The following is a 23,159-nucleotide window of genomic DNA, read 5'->3' as shown; positions in this document are numbered from 1 at the left end:
AATGTGATTTAATCATACTTATCGGCTGAAAGAGGCGTTACTAAAGGGGAGGCATGTAAATAAAAGCCAAATATTAATTTGGCTTTTATTTGGATAGCTGCACACTAACGAACTTGGTTAGCCCATTTTTCACCGGCTGGTGTGCGGCGCCATTTAAAATACTGATCAAGTGTTTCTAGCGCTTGTTTGTCGGGCACTGGGCCGACTTTCGCTTGCTGTTGAAAATACATAGTGCTGGGTTTGTCATTATTAAAAGCAGGCCAATTTGGTAATGCATCGTCATTTGGATTGCTATTTTTGGCAAAGTTAGTCCAGTAGGTTGCCATTATATCTGACATTTTTAAATCATTTTTAGTTACATTCGGATCTGCTTTATTAAGGTTTTTAAACATATAGGCTATTTCATGACCGTGGCCAGAGCCATAATCTTCATCTTTGCCGCCAAGTTTACGCTCAGGATGGTGATCAAAGTAATATAAATAAACAGGGGCTCTTCCATGTTCAGTTTGTAACTTAGCCCAGCTCCAAGTATGCCAACCAAAGGCAGCATCACGCACCAGATTACGGGCGCTGCGAGGGATGCTGTTTTTTGCAACAGGGTAAGCTTCAAGTAAGCTTGGCGCAAATTGACCGAAGCGAGTCTTTACTCCATCAACAAAATTATTAACATCAGGGTCCCACACAAAGCTGACGCCTTCATCCGAGTTATAACCAATTAAAGCAGGTACATCATTAAACTTGCCTTGCTGATAGAGCTTATATTGGTCGTCTTTTATCACATAGCCGTCAACAATGGGCCAACCACCGGGAAGTGACCAGCCTTTTGGTATAAAAGTTTTTGCGCTCATTTTTCGCAGTTGTGCAATGGAGCTTGTGCCAAACTGTTTTACATAGTCGAAACCTTCTGTTTGAGCCTGTTGTAAGGTTGACATGTTTTCACCGGGGTAGTTCTTAATGCGAGTAGGACCAAATGAACCACCACTTTGCGAGATAACTTTGTTAAATAACCCTTTAGCTAACGGTGAGGCGGCAAGCATGCTAACCGAAATGCCGCCCGCAGATTCACCCGCAATGGTAAGATTATTTGCATCACCACCAAACTCACTAATGTTTTGTTTAAGCCACTTTAAGGCGGCTAGTTGGTCGAGCAACCCATAATTACCTGATACGCCAACTGGGCTTTCCTTATTAAGTTCAGGATGGGCTAAAAAACCTAATTGACCAACGCGATAAGCAATAGACACTACTATCACGCCTTTATTGGCAAGTTCGCTACCATCAAAAATAGGATCTGATGAACTGCCAAAGCTAAAGCCACCACCGTAGATCCAAACGAGCACCGGGAGCTTTTCATTATTTGATTGCGCGGGCGTCCAAATATTCAGATATAAACTATCTTCACTGCTCCCAGATACGGGATCGCCTGCTTGAATTGGGGCAGGGGCATACGCTTGTGCTTTAAGCACACCTTGCCATTTTTCGGCAGGTTGAGGGGCTTTCCAGCGCAACTCTCCAACCGGTGGTTTAGCAAAGGGCACGCCTTTAAATACGGCTAAGTTTTGCTGGGCCGTGCCTTCAAGTTTGCCCTGTGCCACGCTGACTTGGGTTAATGGTTCTGCGTTTGCGCTGGCTGCTGCTGTAGCAAAAAATGTGGCCCATAAAAGCCGTTTAAGTTTTGATACGTTCATAATCATTCCTTTAAAATTGCTTTGCTTATCTTTTAATTGCCAATCAAGCTTATAGTTTGCTGTAGCAAAAAGTTGCGCGCCATCCCAGAATTGACCTGCAATAGCGATTTTTTGCAGATTTGCGCTTTGGTAAAATTCACTGAGCAGATTCGCAAATTGTGCTCTAATCCAATCAATGACGTGAGGGAGCATGCTATTTCTGGCCTTATTTAAGAATTTGTCATCAAGGCTGTTTTGCCTTTTGCCCAGTGCTATCACTAAGTAACCATATGAATTAATCTCAGACAGCATATGCTCAAAAGGAAATAAGGTGTCCATTCAGCCGCCGTTAGCAATAACTTTAAATGCTGTCATTTTGGCAAAGCAAAAACAGGGTATAAGAACATAAGAATACGGTACATAGCCCTTACTAAGTTGTTATTATAGTACAAATGGCACGGTAGAAGATAAGTGATTTTTTGAAATAATTGATAAATAAAAAAGCCAGACTCTCGTCTGGCTTTTCACGACAACAAACTATTGGGCAAGGCAGCTCGCCCAAAATAGTTTATTCTTGTGCAGTTGCTGCATCAAAGAGTGCTTTAATTGCATCAGCATCAATTGCACCGCTGAATACTTTTAACTCATCAATTGCACCAGCATAAGGCGTATCCCAATAGTTTACGCCTAACGCAAATTCATTGGTCTCGCCTGCAACAGTGAATACACGTGGAAAACCTGCAGCTTCAAGTTTTAATTCACCATTTACGTACATTTTTAGTGTATCACCATTGCTACCATCGACAGTCATGGCTAAGTGAGTCCATTTGTCTTTAGGTATACGAGTATCAAGCTCACCGTTATCGAAAAATGCGCCCGTAGTTGCCCAAAGTCGAGTTTTATCAGTACCATCCATTGATGGGACAAGGCTTAACCACGTTGACGAATTTGCACCGGCAAAGAATGCAGTCGTGTAACTGGTAAATACATCTGGTTTTAACCACAGTGAAATTGAATAGTCATTCGTTGTAATTAAGTTATCAGGTAATCTCACTCCAACATTACCATCTAGATGTACAGCTTGACCGATAATACCGTCAGTGAAAGTGACAGCACCGCCTTGGTTATCTATCCGGTTACCGGTTGCGTTACCTTTACCGTAAACGCCTTCAAGCTCAGCTAAATCACCTTCAAAGCTATATTGCGCAGGGGCAAGTGATTTAACGGTAACATCGAAGGTTTTAGTGTCAGTGAAGCCTTTATAGTTAATCGTTGCAGTTAAGGTGACGATTTGATCGCCTGCCAACGCACTTGGTTGATTAACGATAGCTGTGCCATTAACAGGTTTTAGGTATTCTTCATTATTTGATGTCCAACTGATACCGGATACAAATGGACCAACACGCGGTAGAGTGAGGTTATCACGCACTGCTGATACATCACCTAAATCTAATGCATCTTTTACAAAACCAGCGAATTTTGTTGGATCAGTTAAGTTATTGATAGCAGCTGCATTGATGTCTAAGTTACCAAGGGCATAGTCATATACTATTAATTCATCAATCTCGCCTTGGAATGGTAAATCCCAGCCATAGTTTACGCCAAGTGCAAAGTTACCCGTTGCATTACTAAAAAAATCAGCGCGTGGCATTGATCCTGCTAAAACCCCATCACGGTAAAGTTTAGCTTCGCCGTTGGCATAAGTGATTGCAACATGCGACCAAGTAAGCGTTGCCGGGGTTGCAGAAATGATTTGGTTCCACTGTTCAACACCCGCATCATCTAAATATTTGCTCCATAGCATTGGTGTGGTTGTAAAATGAGTGTTACCAGGGATCAAGCTCATCCATCTATCAACAGTCGTAGTGGCGAAGAATGATGGTGAAAAATCAGTTAAAACCGTTGGTTTCAACCAATAAGAAACAGTGTATGCACTTGATTGAATAAAGCTATCAGGTAATCTGACACCTGTTGCACCATCAAAACTAAATGCTTGGCCTGTTTGCCCAGCAGCATACGCTTGATTACCTGCGCCGGTGTTTAACAAATTATTATCAGTAGTTGTGGCACTTGGTAAATTTCCTAAGCTATCTGTGAGCGCATTTTCAAATGAATAATGTGCTATCGCATTTTTAAACTCAGGACGTGCGGTTAAATTAACTGTAAATGTTTTACTCGTGGTTTGGCCGTTTAGCTCAATATTGGCTGTGAGCGTCACTGATTTATTACCACGGTCTGGGGTTGGAATAAATACTGCACCGTCGCTACCTATGTAATATTCATCACTACTTTGCCAGCTGATTTGTGCGCCATCTTTACCAAGAGTTGGTAATGAGTAACCTTCATCTGCAATACTTAACTCAGTTTTAATATCCAACGCTTGAGCAACAGTGGCAAGGATATCGCTTGTTGCCGTAATATCGTCAACTTTAGTTGCCCAAACCGTTGCTCCTTCACTTGATACTCCCGACAGCGTTGGTACAAGTGCTTTATTGGCATCATCCCATTGCCATTTAGCGACGGCAAAGTAAGTGCCAGATTCTAATACTAGTTTAATATTGGTATTAGAATCATCGCTAGGATACCAAGTACCAGGATCGCTGCCTGTTACTGAGTTATCAGCATTAAGTGCAATGTGAGTTGAACGAATAGCACTGGTATTAACGGTTGTACCATGGTTTATGAATTTGTAATAACCTTGGATTTCGTCCATCGATAGTACATTCTCACCATTGAGTGGAACATAGCGTTGTGGTGAAAGTACAGGCCAACCAAGTTGGTTAATGAACATTTCATGGGTTCGTACTTGGTGTGCTTCAGCACTTTCTGGAAATTCAGTAGAGCTTAATGGGAAGCGAGTGTGAGTGACAAATAAATGTTTGCCCGATGCCTGATCATAATACGCTGAGTTATGACCCGGTGATTGATAACCCCAAGCTGGTGCTGTTTCTCCGAGCTCTTGGGTATATTCAAAACCACCTAATAGTTTTTCACCTATTTCAAGGCCGCCTGCAGAGGCAATATCGTTGCCCGCATTATCTAAATAAGGACCTTGTGGGTTCTTTGAACGTGCAACACGTACATTATAACCATCATTAGCAGCAAATCCTGCAACTGAGTAAAAAAGATAGTAGTAATCACTTTCAGGGCTATACATAGTAAATGCACCTTCCATAGCACGGAAGTCACCACCGACTAGTTTAGTTCCATAGCCTTGTCCTGCTTCAGGCATGCCTGTTGTTTCATCTATAGCAAGTACAAATATCCCGCCAGAGTATGAACCGTACACCATCCATAAATTGCCATCTTTATCATAAAAAGCGGCGGGGTCAATGGCATTGGGATCTACAGCGCCAGCCCATATTGTTTGCCCATTATCTAATGGATACTTAGCAAATTCATCATCAGTACGGTAGCCGCTGCGTAAAAAAATGCCTTTATTTTTGTATGGACCTTCAATAGAGTCTGCTTCTGCAAGACCTAAATAAGAGCGATTAAAGCATACTTCATCAACAGTGTTAGGTGTATCTGGATTATCTTGAGCGCAATGATTGTAGTAAAACCAAAACTTGCCGTTGGGTGCTTTAATTACATCAGCAGCCCAGTTACCGGTAAAGCCATCAGTCCATTCAATACCCTCTGCAATTTCGGTTGTGTAATTAAAATCAAACAACGGGCTTTCATTTACAGCACTGTTTGCTGATAAACTTGAAATCATTTCCCAGTTCATTAAATCGGTCGATTTAGCGGCAGCTAAATGTGAGCCAAAAATATAATAAGTATCATCGACTTTTAAAACCGACGGATCATGCACGGCAACATTAGTCACTGTTACATTGCCATTGTTGTTAAATTGTACACTGCTACTTACAGTTGGCTTTGCGGTTGCAGTAGGTTGTGCCGCTAATACGCCTTCGGGCGCTGAATTGCTGTCTGAACCGCATCCTGTAACAGCTAAAGCGCAGCTGATCACCATCGCTAATCTGGTTAGTTTCATTTTTTAATGTCCTCTTATAACTGGGATTTTTGTTATTTAATGTTGTCAATAAAATTGCTGTGCACCTAACGTAAAATAGCAACTACGTAGTATTGTAATTTTATAGTACTATTTCAAATGTGCAAATACTTTTGCAAAAGTAATTGTTATGTAAATAAAAAGTGCTTTGTTTACAATGCTTACAGCTGTGTTTCAATTATCATCAAGCAATGATTTGCGACGATTTTTCGCTTATTTACAGCAAGTAATGTAAGTATTACGCGAAAATAGAGGGGGTTAACCAGATCTCAGGTAAAGGTATTTACGAATGCTTTGATTTAAAATTATAAAGGTTAATAAAGTGTCTACCTAGAAAGTTATCAGAATTAACAAGGCGAGTTTACGCGTCAGGCACTTACCTATTGCAAGTTAACTCAACGCAGTTAGCGATTGAAAATCGTCTTTATAAGTAGATTTATTCACCAGCGAACAATTTTTTAAACCACGGTGATAGGGGCTCTGCAGTGAGAGCCCCTTCGTTGACTGAGTTATTTGTCTTTACTCAACCCTTCAGTGGTCATGATGATACGCTGTAAGGTACCATCATCATTGTATATAAGTGGTTCAATCGCAACTGAGCGACGAAAACGTCCGCCACTTGGCTTGCCATCTTTTGGTGGTACTGCACCTGTATGGTAAATAAAGTAACTTTTATCTTTAAACTCGATAATTGACTGATGATTAGTCTCGCTGTTACCGGCAATCTCATTGAGAATGCCTTTGTACTGCCAAGGGCCATGGATACTTTTACTCATTGCGTAGCAGATTTTTTCTGGAAATTCACATGCATAAGAAACATAGTAATATTCATCTTTCTTATGAACCCATAAAGCTTCAGTGAAATTAGGTAAGTCGATGGTTTTGATTTCACCGTCTAGGCTTAATAAATCATCACTTAGTTTTACATATTTAGGTACGAGGTTACCAAAAAATAGGTAGGTATCACCGTTTTCTTCTACGTAGGTGGCCGGATCTATATCATCCCAATCATTCGGTGTTTGGGTAGTCATATCATTAGTAACCAATGCATGACCTATAGCGTCTTTAAATGGTCCGGTAGGAGATTTCGACGTTGCAACACCAATTGCAAAACCAGGTTTAGTTTCATCATGGCGAACAGTGGTGAAGAAATAAAAGGTGCCATCACGTTCAATCATATGCGCTGCCCATGCATCGCCCTTAGCCCATTTAAAGTCAGTGGCTTTCATTATTGGGCCATGCTTTTTCCAATTCACCATATCTGTTGATGAAAAAGCAAGCCAGTCATGCATCTCAAAGAAAATATCATTATTAGGGGCAACATCATGACCGGTATAAAGATAAACTGTGTCCTTATGAACTAATGCCGCTGGATCTGCGGTGAACACGTCGGTAAATAATGGGTTTTGTGCTGCAACCATACCGCTCGATAAGAGTAATGGTAACGCAAGGGCTGTTAATTTATTTTTCATATGTATCCTTATAGATGGTGTAAGCCAAAGTATCTGCGCTTGTGTGTAGTTTTAGTTAATTCATGGCAGCTGTGAGTACTAAAAATTAGTAAAAGTACAATAAAAAACACCATTAATTGTATTATTGTATTTTTATTGTGATGACATCAGCATAACCGAGGTAAATATATAGTTGCAATGCATTTATATTTTTACACAGTATTAATGTGATTGTTATTCGCATTGTCGACTTTAAGCTTTTGAATTTCATAGCCTTACTTTTTTAATTGTTAGGTGGCTAGATGAAACAAGCTAATAAATCAACTATTTCAATGGAGTGGGTGTTAACTACTCTTTACAGGTTATTTGAATTTGTTGTTTTTTGAGTTGACCCTTAAATAGTCATACAATATGATTAAAGTCCGAGTGTAAATCTATATACATAGTCAATGTAGATATCTCGTATACTGTTTTGACAACACACAATGGGCAATGCAGTGGTCACTCTTCGGTAACTTAATTGGATAGTTCAGAGTTCCGATATAACTATAATTTGGAGAACACCGCTAATGTTTAAAAAAACACACATAGCCAGTGCGATAGTTTTGGCATTTACATGCCAACTGTCTTACGCACAGGATGAAGTAACAAATACACCGCCAGATAGCACTGATGATATCGAAGTTATCCAAGTATCAGGTATTCGCGGTAGCTTAAACAAAGCGCTAGATGAAAAACGCGCTAGCGTACAAATTGTTGATGCGATTGTTGCCGAAGACATTGGTAAATTTCCTGACAATAATGTCGTTGAAGCACTACAGCGAGTTTCAGGTGTACAAACTACCGGCCGTGGGGGCGGTGAAGTCAGCAGCGTATCAATTCGTGGTCTAAGCGATGTTCATACTACTGTAAATGGCCGTGATATTTTTACCGGCTCAGGTCGTGATGTGTCGCTGCAAGATATTCCTGCTAGCTTACTCTCTGGTGTTACCGTATATAAAACGCGATCGGCAAAGCAAGTTGAGCGTGGTATAGCTGGCTCGATTGATATTAAAACTCAGCGTCCATTTAACTTTGATGGTAAAAAAGTAGTACTAGCAGCACGCGGTATTTATTCAGACCAACCTGACAAAGTTGACCCTAATTTAAGTATGTTATTAAGTAATCGTTGGGATTTGGATGGTGCGGGTGAGTTTGGTGCACTGGTCAATGTTTCCTATTCTAAAACGCACTACCGCGATGATACATTAGCTGCAGGGGCTGCATTACCCTATTTCACAAACCAACCAGCTACTGGTTTTAGACCTTATTCTCCAATTCCTAGAACGTTAGGAGCACCGGGTAACGAAACCTCTGTTTGGCAGAGCTTAGAAAATGGCCTACCAACAACACCAGGTTCAGCGCTTGATATAAATGGCCAGTCAGCAGAGTATTTACTTGGCCGTGACGCTGTTTTTGGTAACTCTTTTAGCGGTGAACGTAAGCGCCCAGCAATAACAGCCTCATTTCAATGGGCACCTAATGATACATTAGAGTTAACGGCTGAAGGTTTTTATACTGGCTATCGTAATGAGTCACAAAATTCATTATGGCATGCGTTTAGTTACAATGATAACGTCGGCATTGAAACACCGGTTACTTACGATGACACAAATGTCATAAAGCAAAGACAAACCCTCGGCGCAGATGGTTTTGTAAGTGGTGATGCTACTTCTCAAAAAACAGACACGTATTTATACGCATTGGGTGCGAAGTGGCAAGCATCAGATTATCTGACCATTAATAGTGAACTGGTATATCAAAAAAGTGATTATGAAAGCGACTTTTTAGCAATGCGCTTTAATCGCGCAACTTTTCCTACTCTAAACGTTGATTATAATAATGGTGGAGGTGTACCCGCAGTCGTATACGAAGACGATCCTAATACACCTGTAAATGAAGCTGATATGAGCGCTGTTGCAAACTGGAATGCTGCTGATCTATATGACAATGGTGATGGCAACAGTGGTGACTCAATTGCGTTTACGTTTGACGCAGAATATTTATTTGGTGGCACATATATTGATAAAGTTTCTTTTGGTGGGCGCTACGAAAAACGTACTGCAGAAGCATTCACTCGTACTCAGAATAAATATCAACCAACATCGCTAACTAATTTCATGAGCCAGTTAGTTGAAGCAGGTGTAAGCGATGACGGATCTGGGCTTATCTATCAGGTTGATGATTACTTTGATGGCCGAGCTAACGTTTTCAATAACTTTATCGCAGCAGATGGTGGTTACTTACTTGATAATGTAGATGCTGTCCGCGCTGTCTATGGGTTTAACAAAGAAGATAAGTATAAAACGTTTGATATTAAAGAAGATTCTTATGCTTTATATAGCACAATGAACTTTTATCTCTTTGAAAATATTAGCGGTGAGGTTGGTGCTCGTTACGTGAAATATAATCAAGATATGAAGTTTCAATCACTATTATCTAAAAATCCTGCTCAGTATGACCAAACCGTTGAATCAGAAAGTATCAATAAGTTGCTACCAAGTTTATCTCTAAACTGGAATATTACAGAAGATATTGTCGGGCGTGTTGCGTATACAGAAACACTAAGAATGCCTAATTACGCTGATTTAAGCTCTGTGGCACGTTACGAAGATCCAATTACCAAAGCGCAAGAATATGGTACCGGTAGTACTGGTAATCCTAATTTACAAGCTACTGAGTCAAAAAATTATGACTTATCGCTAGAGTGGTATTTTGCTGATACAAGTTCTTTATACGCGTCTTACTTTAAGCGTGAAATTGATGGGTTAGTCATTTCATCACGTAGAAATGTTGTACGCGAAGGCGATGATGGCGAAACTCGTCCATACGTTGTTAGCTTTCCTGGTAATGCGTCAGATGGTGAATTATCTGGTCTCGAGTTAGGATTAGTCTATTTCCCAGAAAATCTGCCAGCCGTTCTTGATGGCTTAGGTATGCAGGCAAGTTACACTAACTTAGACTCTTCGCAGGACACTCCTGACTTTGATTCGTTAGGCAATATTATTGGTTATACCGAAACAAGTATGACAGGCGTTTCTGATGAATCAGTTAGTGTCGTTGGTATTTACGAGCGAGAGTCATTTGATATGCGTTTGTCATACTTATGGCGCTCAGCGTTTTATAGCGGAACAACGGATGCTACTTTTGCGAATCCATTACAAATTTGGAATCGCCCAGAGCAAAGTTTAGATTTCCAAGTTAGTTATAACATTACAGAAGATGTTACTGTCACATTTGATGCTACTAACTTGTTAGATGATAAGTATCAAACTTATTATGGAGAAGGTAACGAAAATCTATTTAATGCGGGAAGTAGTATTTTTTCTCGTACATTTGCTTTAGGTGCACGGTATTCATTCTAATGTAAATTAGAGTATAAAAAGCCCCGATAACCTCGGGGTTTTTTATGCTTATTCATATTATACAGAAAATTATTCCCATTGCTTGTAAAGCTAATTGTTTCGTCTTTTTTGTTTCCCCGTACTTGGAATTACCGATCTTAATATATGTTATAGCTATGGAGCATTGGCATACCCTTTCAAGTGAGTTGTTAATTTGTAGTATAATAATTATTTGATTTAGGATGAGTTATATTTCACTTTTTGATACTTCTATCTTTCCCGTAAGATTATATTTCATCAACCAATTGTTTTTTATGGCCTTGTTGCCAAGATTTGTTTTTTTGATTTTTATTTAACATTTATTTATTTTTATCAGTTGACTGTTAATTAATCATACAATATTATCAATGTCAGGCAGCAAATAATTAACATAATAAAAGGCAACCTTAATACAGGCTCTGACAACAAGTTTGTAAATAAGGGGAAGCAGAGGGTAATAGCCTTCTGGGGAAAACAAATGGAGAACACCACTCATGTTCAAAAAAACACACATAGCTAGTGCAATAATCATGGCTGTTTCATGTCAGTTTGCATATGCGCAGCAAGAAGATAATGCATCGGTAAATGCTGAGAAAGACGACATTGAAATTATTCAGGTTTCTGGTATTCGTGGTAGCTTAAATAAGGCACTGGCTGAAAAACGCTTTAGTACACAAATTGTCGACTCTATTATTGCAGAAGATATTGGCAAGTTCCCAGATAACAATGTAGTTGAAGCACTACAAAGGGTTACTGGTGTACAAACCACAGGCCGTGGTGCTGGTGAAGTGAGTACTGTGTCTATTCGTGGTCTAACGGATGTTCATACTACGGTCAATGGTCGAGATATTTTTACCGGTGCAGGGCGCGATGTTGCACTGCAAGATATTCCGGCGAGCTTACTATCTGGCGTAACAGTTTATAAAACGCGATCAGCAGATCAAGTCGAGCGAGGTATTGCGGGTTCAATCGACATTAAAACAAATCGCCCGTTTAACTTTGATGGCCAAAAAGTTGTTTTAGCTGCACGTGGTATTTACTCCGATCAACCAGATAAAGTTGACCCAAATATTAGTGCACTGCTAAGTAATCGTTGGGAAATTGACGGCGCTGGTGAGTTTGGTGCACTGTTTAATGTGTCGTACTCTGAAACCAATTATCGTGATGATACGATAACTGCAGGTGCAGCGTTTCCATTTTTTACTAATAATCCGCAAGCAATGTACTCTCCTTATTCACGTATTCCTGAATATGACTCGCAAGGAAACAAGGTTTGGCAGATTGGTCAAGAGAACGGTTTACCTAATACTCCAGGGTCTAAACTAAACGTTGAAGGTGAGCCGACAGAGTATTTAATAGCACGTGATGCTATCTTTGGTACGTCATTTACTGGTTTACGTAAACGTCCAGCAGCTTCTATCTCGTTGCAGTGGGCACCGGTTGATACTTTAGAAATAACCGCCGAAGGTTTTTACACCGGGTATGAAAACGAGTCACAAAATGCGATGTGGTTTTCAAACACGTTTGAAAACGGCAATGGCAATATTGAAACACCAACTATTTTCGATGGCACTAATGTAGTTAAAGAAAAACAAGCGATTAATGCAGGTGGTTTCCAAAGTGGTGATTTCTCATATGGTAAAACAGATAGTTACTTATATGCACTAGGTGCACAGTGGCAAGCTAGTGAATATTTAACAATTAACACTGAAGTTGTTTATCAAGAAAGTGAATTTGAAACTGATTTTTTTGCAATGCGCTTTGACCGTGTAGCCAAAGGGTTAAATGTTGATTTTAATGATAATGACGGAGTTCCTGGGATTGCATTTTGGGATGATCCTAACACCGCAGTAAATGAAGCTGATATGGCTGCAATACAAAATTGGAATGCGGGTACGGTGTATGATAACGGCGGTGGTAATCGCGGGGATTCTACGACATTTACTTTTGACGCTGAATATCTTTTTGGTGGTCGATTCATAGATAAAGTGAAATTTGGCGGTCGCTACGAAAAACGCACAGCTGAAGAGTTCACTCGAACAAATGAAGGTGGGATTGGTAATACTAGTGTTGAAAGTTTAATTCAACAATTGGCCGCAGCAGGAACTACTGGTGATGGATCCGGTATTGTATTCCATGTGGATGATTACTTCGATGGCAGGGCAGATACATTCAGTAACTTCGTTACCGCTGATGGTGGTTACATGCTTGATAACGCTGGTGCAGTACGCAACGTGTATGGTCTAGAAGCCGAAAATGTTTATAAAACCTTAGATATTGAAGAAAACTCGTATGCATTATATACAACCACTAATTTTTTCATAACTGAAAATATAAGTGGGGAATTTGGGGTGCGTTATGTCAAATATGAGCAGGATATGGACTTCACAGCAGAAACTGGAACAAATACTAATATTTTTGATTCAAGCTCTGCGAGCGCAGACGTCAGTAAATTACTGCCAAGCTTAGTTCTAAACTGGAATATAACCGATGATGTGATAGGTCGTTTTGCTTACACTAATACCTTACGTATGCCTAATTTTGCAGATTTAAATGCCTTGCAGTATTTTACGGATCCTCTTACAGAGGGAACTAAGAATGGGACGGGCACAGGAGGGAACCCGCAATTACAACCTGAAGAGTCGACAAATTATGATATCTCTTTAGAGTGGTATTTTGCCGATTCAAGTTCACTTTACGCAACTTATTTTTTACGAGAAATAGATAGCCGAATAGTCCCAGGGCGAAAAGTTGTGATGCGACCTGATAAGAATGGTGACATTATTCCTTACGCGCTTAGTGCCCCTGTTAATGCAAGTGAAGGCGAATTATCTGGTTTGGAACTTGGTTTAGTATATTTCCCGGATAACTTGCCTGAAATGCTAAATGGGCTTGGTCTGCAAGCAAGTTTTACCGCACTAGATTCATCTCAAAAACTACCTGAGTATAACAACGATGGAACCATTAGCGGTTATGTAGATTCAAGTATGGCTGGTGTATCTGATCAATCATATAGTGTGGTGGGTATTTATGAGCGAGATTCGTTCGATATGCGCTTATCGTATGTATGGCGTTCAGAGTTCTATACCGGTAACGAAGCGGCTATTTTTGCTAATCCATTGCAATTTTGGAACCGTTCAGAACAAAGTTTAGATTTCCAATTTAGCTATGATGTAACAGATGATTTTGTGGTGACTTTTGATGCTACAAATATACTCGACGATGTGTATCAAAGTTATTATGGTGAAGGCAACGAAAACATCTATAACTTTGGTAACGGTATATATTCACGCACTTTTGCAATTGGTGCCCGTTATTCTTTCTAAGTTTATATAATCTTTAAAGTACAAAACCTCGACTTTGGTCGGGGTTTTTACTTATCAACTCATTGAATTAATTTAACTTGTATTTATTCGCTCTGAGATAGTTGAGCTTCCAAAATTATGATTCGTCGAAAAGAGTTGCGATCCTATTAGTATGATAATACTATCAATGAAGTTATCATTAAATTTACAATAATAAGCAATACAATGGTCACCAGTGTGATAAAACAAAGAATAGGTGACCTTTATTATTTTAAATATGGCGTATTAAGGTACTACATATTTTAAAAATCAGGTAGTTGTATGGAAAATCAAAAGTTATCAGTGGTAGAAAAAGTCGGTTTTGGTGCCGGTGATATGGCAGTAAACGTTATGGTTGCTGCATTATTTTATTTTATGTCGTTTTTCTACACCGACATTTATGGCCTCGACCCTGTTGATATGGGTATTTTATTTTTAGTTGCACGTTTTGTTGATGCGTTTACTGACCCATTAATGGGCGTGATTACCGATAAAGTAAAAACTCGCTGGGGGCAGTTCCGCCATTGGTTCTTATTTTTATCTGTGCCATATGGTATTTCAATCGTCCTGCTATTTACCACTCCAGATTTTGATTACAATATGAAGTTGGTGTGGGCTTACCTTACTTATTTATTTGCCACCTTGATGTTTACCGGTGTAGCAATTCCTTATATTTCGTACATTGGCGTATTAACCGCAGATCCTAAAGAACGTTTATCAGCGAATGGTTATCGGATGTTTTTTGCCAAAATAGCCAATGTTATTATTGTATTTTCTGTACCTTTACTGGCATCAATGTGGGGCGGTGGCGATATCGCTCATGGTTATAAACTGGCAATGATTTTAGTGTCTACCTGTGGTGTAGCATTGTTTCTGTTTTGCTTTTTTACTACTCGTGAACGTATTACTCATGAACCACAAACCGAAAGCATACTGACCCAATTTAAAGTGCTGATTAAAAACGATCAATGGTTGCTGCTATGCGCCGCATGTGTGCTTGGTACTTTAGGTTATGCAATTCGTGGCAGTGTGGCTATGTACTACGCTAAGTACTATTTAGGTGCTCCTGATCTGGCGGGTACTTTTACCAGTGCCGGTATCGCAGCATCAATAGTATCTATGGTGGCAAGTACGTGGATCACCCAACGTTATTGTAAGTTAAAACTATTTAGATGGTCACAAATCGCAGTGTTGTTTATTTCGCTGATAATGTTTTTTGCAGTGCAACCTGGTGACATCTGGTTGGCCTTTGTGTTGTATATCATTTTATCTTTCGTGGTTGATTTGCATGCACCGGTGTTTTGGTCCGCGATTGCAGAAGCGGTTGACTATGGCGAAATTAAAGACGGTGTTAGGGCATCAGGTTTGTCATTTGGCGGGATTTCATTTTGCCAAAAAGCCGGTGGTGGTTTAGCGGGTCTTGCCGGTGGTTTACTGTTAGCTTTTTTTGATTACCAGCCAAATATTGAACAAAGTCAATTTACCATGACTGGATTAGCATTAATGCTGACCATTATTCCTGGTGTGTTTCATGCCATTTTGGGCTTTGTGCTATTTAAATACAAAATTACCGATAACTATTATACCGATATGGTTAAAAACCAGCGGTTACCAGAATAATTTTAGGAGCATTTATGTCAACTTTACCTAAACCTTTGATCCCACAACGTGCTGATCCATATATTCATAAGCACACAGATGGTTATTATTACTTTACCGCGTCAGTGCCTGCCTATGATGGCATTGAACTGCGCCGTGCAAAAACCCTAGAAGGGCTTGCAACTGCAACGCCAAAAATGGTCTGGATGAAGCCACAAACAGGTCCATATTCTGAGCTTATTTGGGCTCCTGAGATCCATTTTAATGATGGCGCTTGGTATGTTTATTTTGCCGCAGCACCGAGTCGTGAAATTAAGCACGATTTATTTCAGCATCGTATGTATGCAATTAGCTGTAAAGATGCGGATCCGATTGAGGGCGAGTGGCAGTTTTGCGGTCAAATTGAAACCCCATGGGATACTTTTTGTTTAGATGCCACGACTTTTTATCATAATGATGAGCTTTATTATTGCTGGGCACAAAAAGAACCGGGTGTAAAAGGTAACTCAAATCTGTACTTGGCAAAAATGTCATCACCAACAGAGATCACTGGCGAAATCACCCGTTTAACCATCCCTGAACTTGATTGGGAAATAATTGGTTTTTGGGTGAATGAAGGCCCTAACGTACTTAAACGTAACGGTAAAATATTCTTAACGTATTCAGCCAGTGCCACCGATGAAAACTATGCTATGGGCTTGCTATATGCGGACCTAGATAGTGATTTATTAGATATAAATAGCTGGACTAAAGTGCAAGAGCCAGTATTTCGTAGTAACGAGCCTAAGTCGATGTTTGGCCCCGGGCATAACAGTTTTACGCAAGATGAAAATGGTAACGACGTGCTGGTTTATCACTGTCGTCAATATACTGAAATTGAAGGTGATCCACTGTGGAACCCAGATCGTCATACCTTCACAAAATCACTAAATTGGGATGATAACGGTATGCCTGTTTTTGGTAAGCCTGGCGAACAATAAAAATAACAAAAGGACTCTGTGTATGTTTGTTTTAGCAGTAAAAAAATTACCACACGTTATTAGTTTTTCTCTTGCGGTAATGTTGTTATCGGCTTGCAGCGAACACCCTAATGCAGATGATAAAACTGTTAATACGCATCATACACAGCGCACACCACAACAACTTTTTGCACTTGAGCAAGTTAGCTTAAGTGCAAGCCCATTTTTACATGCCCAGCAAACTAACGTTCGTTATTTATTGGCATTGCACCCAGATCAATTATTAGCCCCTTACTTACGTGAAGCTGGTATCGAGCCCAAAGCGTCATCTTATGGTAATTGGGAAGACTCGGGGCTTGATGGTCACATTGGCGGTCATTATTTATCGGCGTTAAGCCTTGCGTGGGCTGCAACTGGCGATGAAGAACTAAAGCGCCGTTTAGATTACATGTTAAATGAGCTACAACGCGCACAACAGGTTAATGACGGTTATTTAGGAGGCATACCAAATGGTCAAGCGATGTGGCAACAAATCCATGATGGCAATATTAAAGCCGATTTATTTAGTTTAAATGATCGTTGGGTGCCGCTTTATAACATAGACAAAATTTTCCATGGCTTGCGTGATGCTTACTTGATTGCAGGCAGTGAACAAGCAAAAACCATGCTGTTTGATTTAGGCGAATGGTTTTTAAACTTAACCTCTAAGTTAAGCGAGCAGCAGATTCAACAGATGCTGTATTCAGAATATGGCGGTTTAAATGCGGTATTTGCCGATATGGCGACGATCAGTGGCGATAAGCGTTATCTCAAATTAGCGCAACAGTTTACTCAAAATAGCATTGTCGATCCGCTGTTAAAAAAACAAGATAAGCTAACTGGCTTACATGCTAATACCCAAATTCCAAAAATTATTGGTATGTTGAAGGTCGCTGAGGCCACTGATGATAAAGCGTGGCAACAAGGCGCAGATTATTTTTGGCAAACAGTGACTAAAGAGCGCTCAGTGGCCATTGGTGGTAACAGTGTGCGTGAGCATTTTCACGACAAAAAAGATTTTACCGCGATGGTTGAAGACGTTGAAGGCCCTGAAACCTGTAACACGTACAACATGATGAAACTCAGCAAGCTGCTGTTTCTGAAAACCGCGGACACTCGCTATTTAGAATACTACGAGCGCGCAACCTATAACCATATTTTATCGTCACAACATCCTGAGCACGGTGGGCTTGTGTACTTTACGCCAATGCGTCCTGGGCACTATCGTATGTATTCATCGGTACAAGATTCAATGTGGTGTTGTGTCGGTTCGGGTATCGAAAATCATAGTAAATACGGTGAGCTGATCTACAGTAAAAATGACGATAACTTATGGGTAAATCTATTTATTCCAAGTACGCTTGATTGGCAGCAACAGGACTTAAAAGTAACTCAACAAAGCCATTTTCCGGATGCTAATAATATAACCTTAGTGATTAACACATTAGATAAAAAACATAACTCATCAGCGCAGCTGCATATTCGTAAACCAAGTTGGGTTACTGATGAATTGCAGTTTAAGCTTAATGGCAAAGCAATAAATGCCACTGCAGAGCAGGGGTATTACGCAATAAAACATGACTGGCATGATGGCGATAAATTAACTTTTTCTTTAGCGCCAAAACTGTACACAGAGCAGTTGCCTGATGACCAAGATTACTATGCGGTATTGTATGGTCCTGTGGTAATGGCAACCAAAGTACAAGCGTTTAAAAATGAGCATTTAAACTTTGTTGCTGATAACAGTCGCATGGGTCATATTGCAGCAGGGCCTACCTGTCCACCCGAAGCACTGCCTATCATGCTCAGTGAACCCGAGCAGTTTATTGCTGATTTAAAGCGAGCCCCTAGCGCAGAACTTGCATTTACCACAGATAAAAATGTCGCCATTGCTCAGCAGGGGATAGGGAGCACACAAACAACTCAGTTAATTCCGTTTTTTAGGCTTCATGATAGTCGCTACCAAGTTTACTGGCCGCAGCAAAGTGAAGCCGAATTTACTCAATTTGTTAAAGATTCAAAAGCGGCTGAACAAGCAAAAGAGCAATTACGATTATTGACCGTTGACCAAATTACACCGGGCGAGCAACAGCCTGAAGTTGAGCATGACTTTAAAGGTGAAAATACCCGTGCAGGTGTTAATAACGGCCATCATTGGCGTGATGCAACAGGTTGGTTTGAATATAAGCTAACTAACTCAGAGCAGCAGGCAGTTGCACTGCGTATCCGTTACTTTACTGCAGATGTTGGACGTAAGTTTACTATCACAATTAATGGTGAGGTGCTGGCAAAAGTTAGCTTACCTGCTAAGCAAACCGGTGCAGAATTTTACAGTATTGATTATCCATTAACTGATGAAATGAAAAAAGCTAGCTCATTAACACTGCGCTTTAGTGCAATAAAAGGATCGGTTGCTGGTGGTATTTACGGTATTCGTTTAATCAATAATAACTAGTAGGACGAGTATGAGTTTACAGCATTATGACGATGTGCATTCTAAAGTGAGTGTTCGGCGCTACCCGCTCGCAGAGCAATACATAACACAGCCTGGTGTGCATGTAACCGGCTCGGGTTTAATGTATCGAATTATTGAACTGGGAAGTGGCGAACCACCTTCATGGGATGCTACTGTTAAGGTGCAGCAACGCGTGATGACTGCAACAGGGCATGTGCTTTATGATACGCGGCAAATCGAGCAAGTGGCTGAGTATGAGATAGCAGAAGCAATTGAAGGTTTGCAAGAAGCACTCATGCTGATGCCTAAAGGCAGCCGTTATGAACTTTTGATTTTACCGCATCTAGCCTACGATATTTACAGTGTGGCACTGAATGAATCTTTAGCGACAAGCAGTGAGCAGCTTATTTTTATGGATATTAAACTCATTGATTTTAGCGAGTAATATTGGTGCTAGAGCAGTAATTCTTGTGTTAATAATGCGATATATCAAAACAAAAAACCTGCAAAAAATGCAGGTTTTTTAGTGGCTGTTCTTAAGTGTTACTTCTCAATCAGCTTAGTGGTGCGCTTGTTTAGATCTTTGCTATCAACTACTGGCCAGTTATCGTCCCAAGTCATCGGTAGAATACGTAATTTTTGTAAACCGTTATCAGCCGTTTCGTAAGCATGAAGTACTAAGTAATCTTTACCGTCAAAGGTATAAGCGGCATTATGACCAAGCGCTACCCAGTCTTTATTACCTTCGATCACCAGCGAACCACCGCCATTATTTAAGTCACGGCCTTCTTTATCAAGGTATGGGCCTTCTACGTTTTTACTGCGCCCTACACGGACATTGTAAGTGCTGTCTAAACCTTGGCAGCATTTATCAAACGACACAAATAGGTAGTAATAGCCATTCTTTTTAAAGATATATGGTGCTTCTACAGGTCCGTGTTCAGTGTTAGGGCGTGCTGAAATGCTATGCCATTCTTGTGGTTGTGCCAAACGTACCATATCATCGTCAAGTTTCACTAATTTAAGACCGCCCCAAAACGAACCAAAGCTCATCCATGGTGTACCATTGTCATCTTCAACAATCGCTGGATCTATGGCATTCCAGTTATCACGCTCAGGCACAGACTGTATAACTATACCGTGATCTATCCATTTATAATCTGGTGATTTAGGATCTAGAGTTTCGTTAACCGTTACACCGATCGCCGAGGTGTTTTTACCAAACGCAGACACAGAATAATAAAGGTAAAACTTGCCATCTTTTTGGTATACATCCGGCGCCCAAAGGTGGCCACCAAAGTCACTGGCAACTCGTTTTGCCCAGCTCGGCTCGTCTTTAAATACGCGCCCGGTAAGCTGCCAATTTTTCATGTCTTTGGATTCGTAATACGTGATCCCCATACCCGTGCTAAAGACGTAATAGGTATCGCCTTCTTTGGTCATTACAGGGTCGTGTACTTCAACTTGTTTAGCCATGGTATTACTTGCTAAACAAAGTAATGTGCTTGCACCGAGCAGTTTACATGTATGAGCGAACTTTTTTGCGTGTTTCATAGTTGCCTACCTTTTTATTTTAATCATTAAACTTATCAGCTACTATAATATATATAATACAATATTAACAATGGAAATTAAACTATAAAAATAGGAAATACCATGGCCAAGAATCTGATTGCCACTGCAATTATAAGCGTACTTAGTATGTCATGCTTTTACAGTGTTGCAGAGGCAAATAATAGCCCAACATTAATGCCAATTGATAACCCGATTGTTTTGCAACGCGCAGATCCTTGGTTGGTCCGCGATGAAAAAACCGGTTGTTATACCTTTATTGGTACATCCCCTAAGTTTGACGAAATTGAATTACGTCAAGCTTGTAGACTTAATGACTTGAAACTAGCAGAGCCAAAAGTGATTTGGCATAAAAATGAAAAAGGCCCAATGAGTACCAATATTTGGGCACCAGAGCTACATAAAGTTGATGGCAGTTGGTATATTCATTTTGCAGCGGGTGATGTAGAAAAGCCGTTTAGTATTCGTATGTTTGTGCTTAAAAATGACAACAAAAATCCGATGAAGGGCCAATGGCAAGAAATGGGGCAATTAAAAACCCACCTTGATAGTTTTTCGTTGGATGCCACAACATTTAGCCACAACGGCAAACGCTATTTAGTTTGGGCACAACAAAACCAACCCGCAACGTACAACTCTGCATTGTGGATTGCACAAATGGACTCACCAACATCGATAAAAGAGCCAATAGTTAATATTTCAGAGCCAACACTTGATTGGGAAATACAAGGCTATAAGGTGAATGAAGGAGCTGCAGTGATGATCCGTGAGGGAAAAGTGCTACTTACGTATTCTGCCAGTGCCACCGATGATCGATATGCAATGGGCTTGTTATGGGCCGATGCCGATGCAGATTTACTCGACCCCGCAAGCTGGCATAAAAAGCCACAGCCAATTTTTGCAAGTAACGAAAAAGTAGGGCGCTTTGGTCCAGGTCACAATAGTTTTGTAAAAGCAGAGGACGGTGTTACAGACTTACTAATTTACCATAGCCGTGATTATAAAGAGTTACAGGGTACACCCTTAACAGATCCAAATCGCCATGCGCGTGCACGCGTAATAAAGTGGGATGACCAAGGATTTCCTATTTTGTCTAAAGAAAAAGGAGACTAATTATTAGTCTCCCATAGTTAATAATGAGTTTACTACAGTCAGATATATGCCGATGATAGTGATTTAAAATATTCTATAGGTCAATTACGAAGGGATGTGCCAGTATCCTTTGTGTTTGCTCGAGTGTTAGCCCTTTAGCGGTTGCTGCTAAAGGAACGCGGTGCATCAGATTGTTGACGGTGGTGCTGGTTAAATCATCTTCAGTTCCATTGGCTTCTACGGGGTGAGCGAGTCCAAGGAAGTGGCCAATTTCATGCGCTGTTAATCGTGCTATCTCGTTTATAGTGCCAGGAGCACTTTGTGGGAAAGCGCAATTGGTGGGTGATACAAAAATACCATCAGCCACACCTGCGCCACCAGGGATACGAGGCGTAAACCCTGCTAAATTTTGTAGGCCAAAGCCAGTTTGTTGTTTAACGCATTTGCCAATAACAACACTAATCGTATCCTCATCTTTGCTTTTAAGTTGTGACAAGATATTTGCTAAAGGGGTTAAATCGTGAGTACTTTTCATTATGATGGCTGCATCATCTATAAATTCAACCTCAGTTACATTAACGTTCAGGTCTAATTCAAGGCCAATTAAAATAGAAAGTGATTCAACATCTATTTCAGAAGCAATAGCAGAACTTAAAGCAAACCTTACGTTAATGCTTGGATTAGCTGGCATAGCAGAGACGAGCAATTCTATATTGATATTTTTGGCTAGAGTATCTTTGGAAAAAGAGTCACACGGCACTGGTTTAAATGTCATTTGAGTGATTTCTGCTGCAACACCTTCTAATACAAACAAACCCAGATCAGAGAGTTTATTTGTTCTCCAAAGGTGTTTATTTGCGCTCGACTTATCGGTTATTAGCGTATCGCCATTAACATTTAAAGCTGATGAGGCAATCAAACATCCCTTGGGCAACGCTGTTACACGAAGTGCTCGGCGGTTATCACTTAGGGGGATCTCAACGGCAAAACTGTTATTTTCGGTCATATTTTGAAAATTAACGTTAAGCGGTGTCCAATCATTTTGCTTAGTCTCTTGTTCAGTCGTTTGCTTAGTAGGTTGTTCAGTAGCCTGTTCGCTATTACAGCCTGTTAAAGTAACAGCTGCAAAAGCGTATAACATTGGCATAAACTTTCTCATCTCAAATCCTTCGCGCTAAGATACCTACCAATACGTCTTTTAATGTATACATCTGATTCACGTTTATACTGAGTTACTAATAGATTTTTCGCTTCTTGTGTTTGTTGGGCGCCAAGTAAATCAATACTTGCGGCACGTAGTTGTGGATCGAGTGAATTTACACGCTTGGCAAGCGCATCAACCATGTCGGATGATGCTGCGCCACTATCTTTAAGTGCTTTGACTAATGCCGCGCTTACTGAAGGGTAAAATAAAATGGGACAGGCACATTATTTTAAAATCTGTCCCATTCGTATTTTTCACCCGTAGGAAATGGCTTCAGCCATGAATTTTTTAAGTTTTATGCGTTCCTCTTTTTAAATCAGTCAGTTAATTTTGCACAAAG

Annotated in this window: 13 protein-coding genes; 7 read left to right on the top strand and 6 right to left on the bottom strand. The window is 40.3% G+C overall.

Going from position 1 to position 23,159, the window contains the following annotated elements:
• Nucleotides 1-104: 104 nt before the first annotated feature.
• The 3 genes from H5201_RS08380 to H5201_RS08370 all read right to left on the bottom strand — a co-directional run bounded on the left by H5201_RS08380 (nt 105) and on the right by H5201_RS08370 (nt 7,154).
• Nucleotides 105-2,006, bottom strand: coding sequence for a carboxylesterase/lipase family protein (locus H5201_RS08380; protein WP_259399669.1), 1,902 nt, complete (start codon nt 2,004-2,006; stop codon nt 105-107).
• A 229-nt stretch (nt 2,007-2,235) separates the two neighbouring features.
• Nucleotides 2,236-5,664, bottom strand: coding sequence for a LamG-like jellyroll fold domain-containing protein (locus H5201_RS08375; RefSeq protein WP_182784219.1), 3,429 nt, complete (start codon nt 5,662-5,664; stop codon nt 2,236-2,238).
• Nucleotides 5,665-6,191: 527 nt separating this feature from the next.
• On the bottom strand, nt 6,192-7,154 hold the full coding sequence (locus tag H5201_RS08370) for a glycoside hydrolase family 43 protein (RefSeq protein ID WP_182784217.1): 963 nt from the start codon (nt 7,152-7,154) through the stop codon (nt 6,192-6,194).
• A gap of 548 nt (nt 7,155-7,702) precedes the next feature.
• On the opposite strand from H5201_RS08370, the gene H5201_RS08365 reads away from it, so the two are divergent.
• The 6 genes from H5201_RS08365 (at nt 7,703) to H5201_RS08340 (ending at nt 19,396) form a co-directional block, all read left to right on the top strand.
• A complete protein-coding gene (locus H5201_RS08365; protein WP_182784215.1) occupies nt 7,703-10,537 on the top strand; it encodes a TonB-dependent receptor in 2,835 nt (944 codons plus the stop codon).
• Nucleotides 10,538-11,049: 512 nt separating this feature from the next.
• Nucleotides 11,050-13,881: a TonB-dependent receptor gene (locus H5201_RS08360; RefSeq protein WP_182784213.1), complete on the top strand. Its 2,832-nt coding sequence runs from the start codon at nt 11,050-11,052 to the stop codon at nt 13,879-13,881.
• A gap of 300 nt (nt 13,882-14,181) precedes the next feature.
• Nucleotides 14,182-15,519: an MFS transporter gene (locus tag H5201_RS08355; RefSeq protein ID WP_149980054.1), complete on the top strand. Its 1,338-nt coding sequence runs from the start codon at nt 14,182-14,184 to the stop codon at nt 15,517-15,519.
• Nucleotides 15,520-15,533: 14 nt separating this feature from the next.
• Nucleotides 15,534-16,478, top strand: coding sequence for a glycoside hydrolase family 43 protein (locus H5201_RS08350; RefSeq protein ID WP_033103079.1), 945 nt, complete (start codon nt 15,534-15,536; stop codon nt 16,476-16,478).
• 22 nt (nt 16,479-16,500) lie between these two features.
• A complete protein-coding gene (locus H5201_RS08345; protein WP_182739567.1) occupies nt 16,501-18,951 on the top strand; it encodes a glycoside hydrolase family 127 protein in 2,451 nt (816 codons plus the stop codon).
• A gap of 10 nt (nt 18,952-18,961) precedes the next feature.
• Nucleotides 18,962-19,396, top strand: a complete 435-nt coding sequence (locus H5201_RS08340) for an FKBP-type peptidyl-prolyl cis-trans isomerase (protein ID WP_182761407.1) — start codon at nt 18,962-18,964, stop codon at nt 19,394-19,396.
• A gap of 98 nt (nt 19,397-19,494) precedes the next feature.
• Here H5201_RS08340 and H5201_RS08335 read toward each other — a convergent pair whose 3' ends face one another.
• On the bottom strand, nt 19,495-20,505 hold the full coding sequence (locus H5201_RS08335) for an arabinan endo-1,5-alpha-L-arabinosidase (protein ID WP_149980056.1): 1,011 nt from the start codon (nt 20,503-20,505) through the stop codon (nt 19,495-19,497).
• Between the two features lie 102 nt (nt 20,506-20,607).
• On the opposite strand from H5201_RS08335, the gene H5201_RS08330 reads away from it, so the two are divergent.
• Entirely contained in the window at nt 20,608-21,636 is a 1,029-nt protein-coding gene (locus H5201_RS08330) for a family 43 glycosylhydrolase (protein ID WP_182784211.1), read from the top strand.
• A 73-nt stretch (nt 21,637-21,709) separates the two neighbouring features.
• Here the strand turns inward: H5201_RS08330 and H5201_RS08325 are convergent, their stop codons facing one another.
• On the bottom strand, nt 21,710-22,774 hold the full coding sequence (locus H5201_RS08325; RefSeq protein ID WP_182739569.1) for a hypothetical protein: 1,065 nt from the start codon (nt 22,772-22,774) through the stop codon (nt 21,710-21,712).
• Nucleotides 22,771-22,959 (bottom strand): hypothetical protein, encoded by a 189-nt coding sequence (locus tag H5201_RS08320; protein WP_182717795.1) that lies wholly within the window; start codon nt 22,957-22,959, stop codon nt 22,771-22,773. Before H5201_RS08320 ends, H5201_RS08325 begins: the two co-directional genes overlap by 4 nt.
• Nucleotides 22,960-23,159 lie beyond the last annotated feature (200 nt).

The sequence above is a fragment of the Pseudoalteromonas sp. SG43-6 genome, from assembly GCF_014164365.1.
In the GTDB taxonomy this organism is placed as follows: Bacteria; Pseudomonadota; Gammaproteobacteria; order Enterobacterales; family Alteromonadaceae; genus Pseudoalteromonas; species Pseudoalteromonas rhizosphaerae.
The sequence above is the reverse complement of the archived record's forward strand: the minus strand, read 5'-3'. Positions and strand labels throughout refer to the sequence as shown.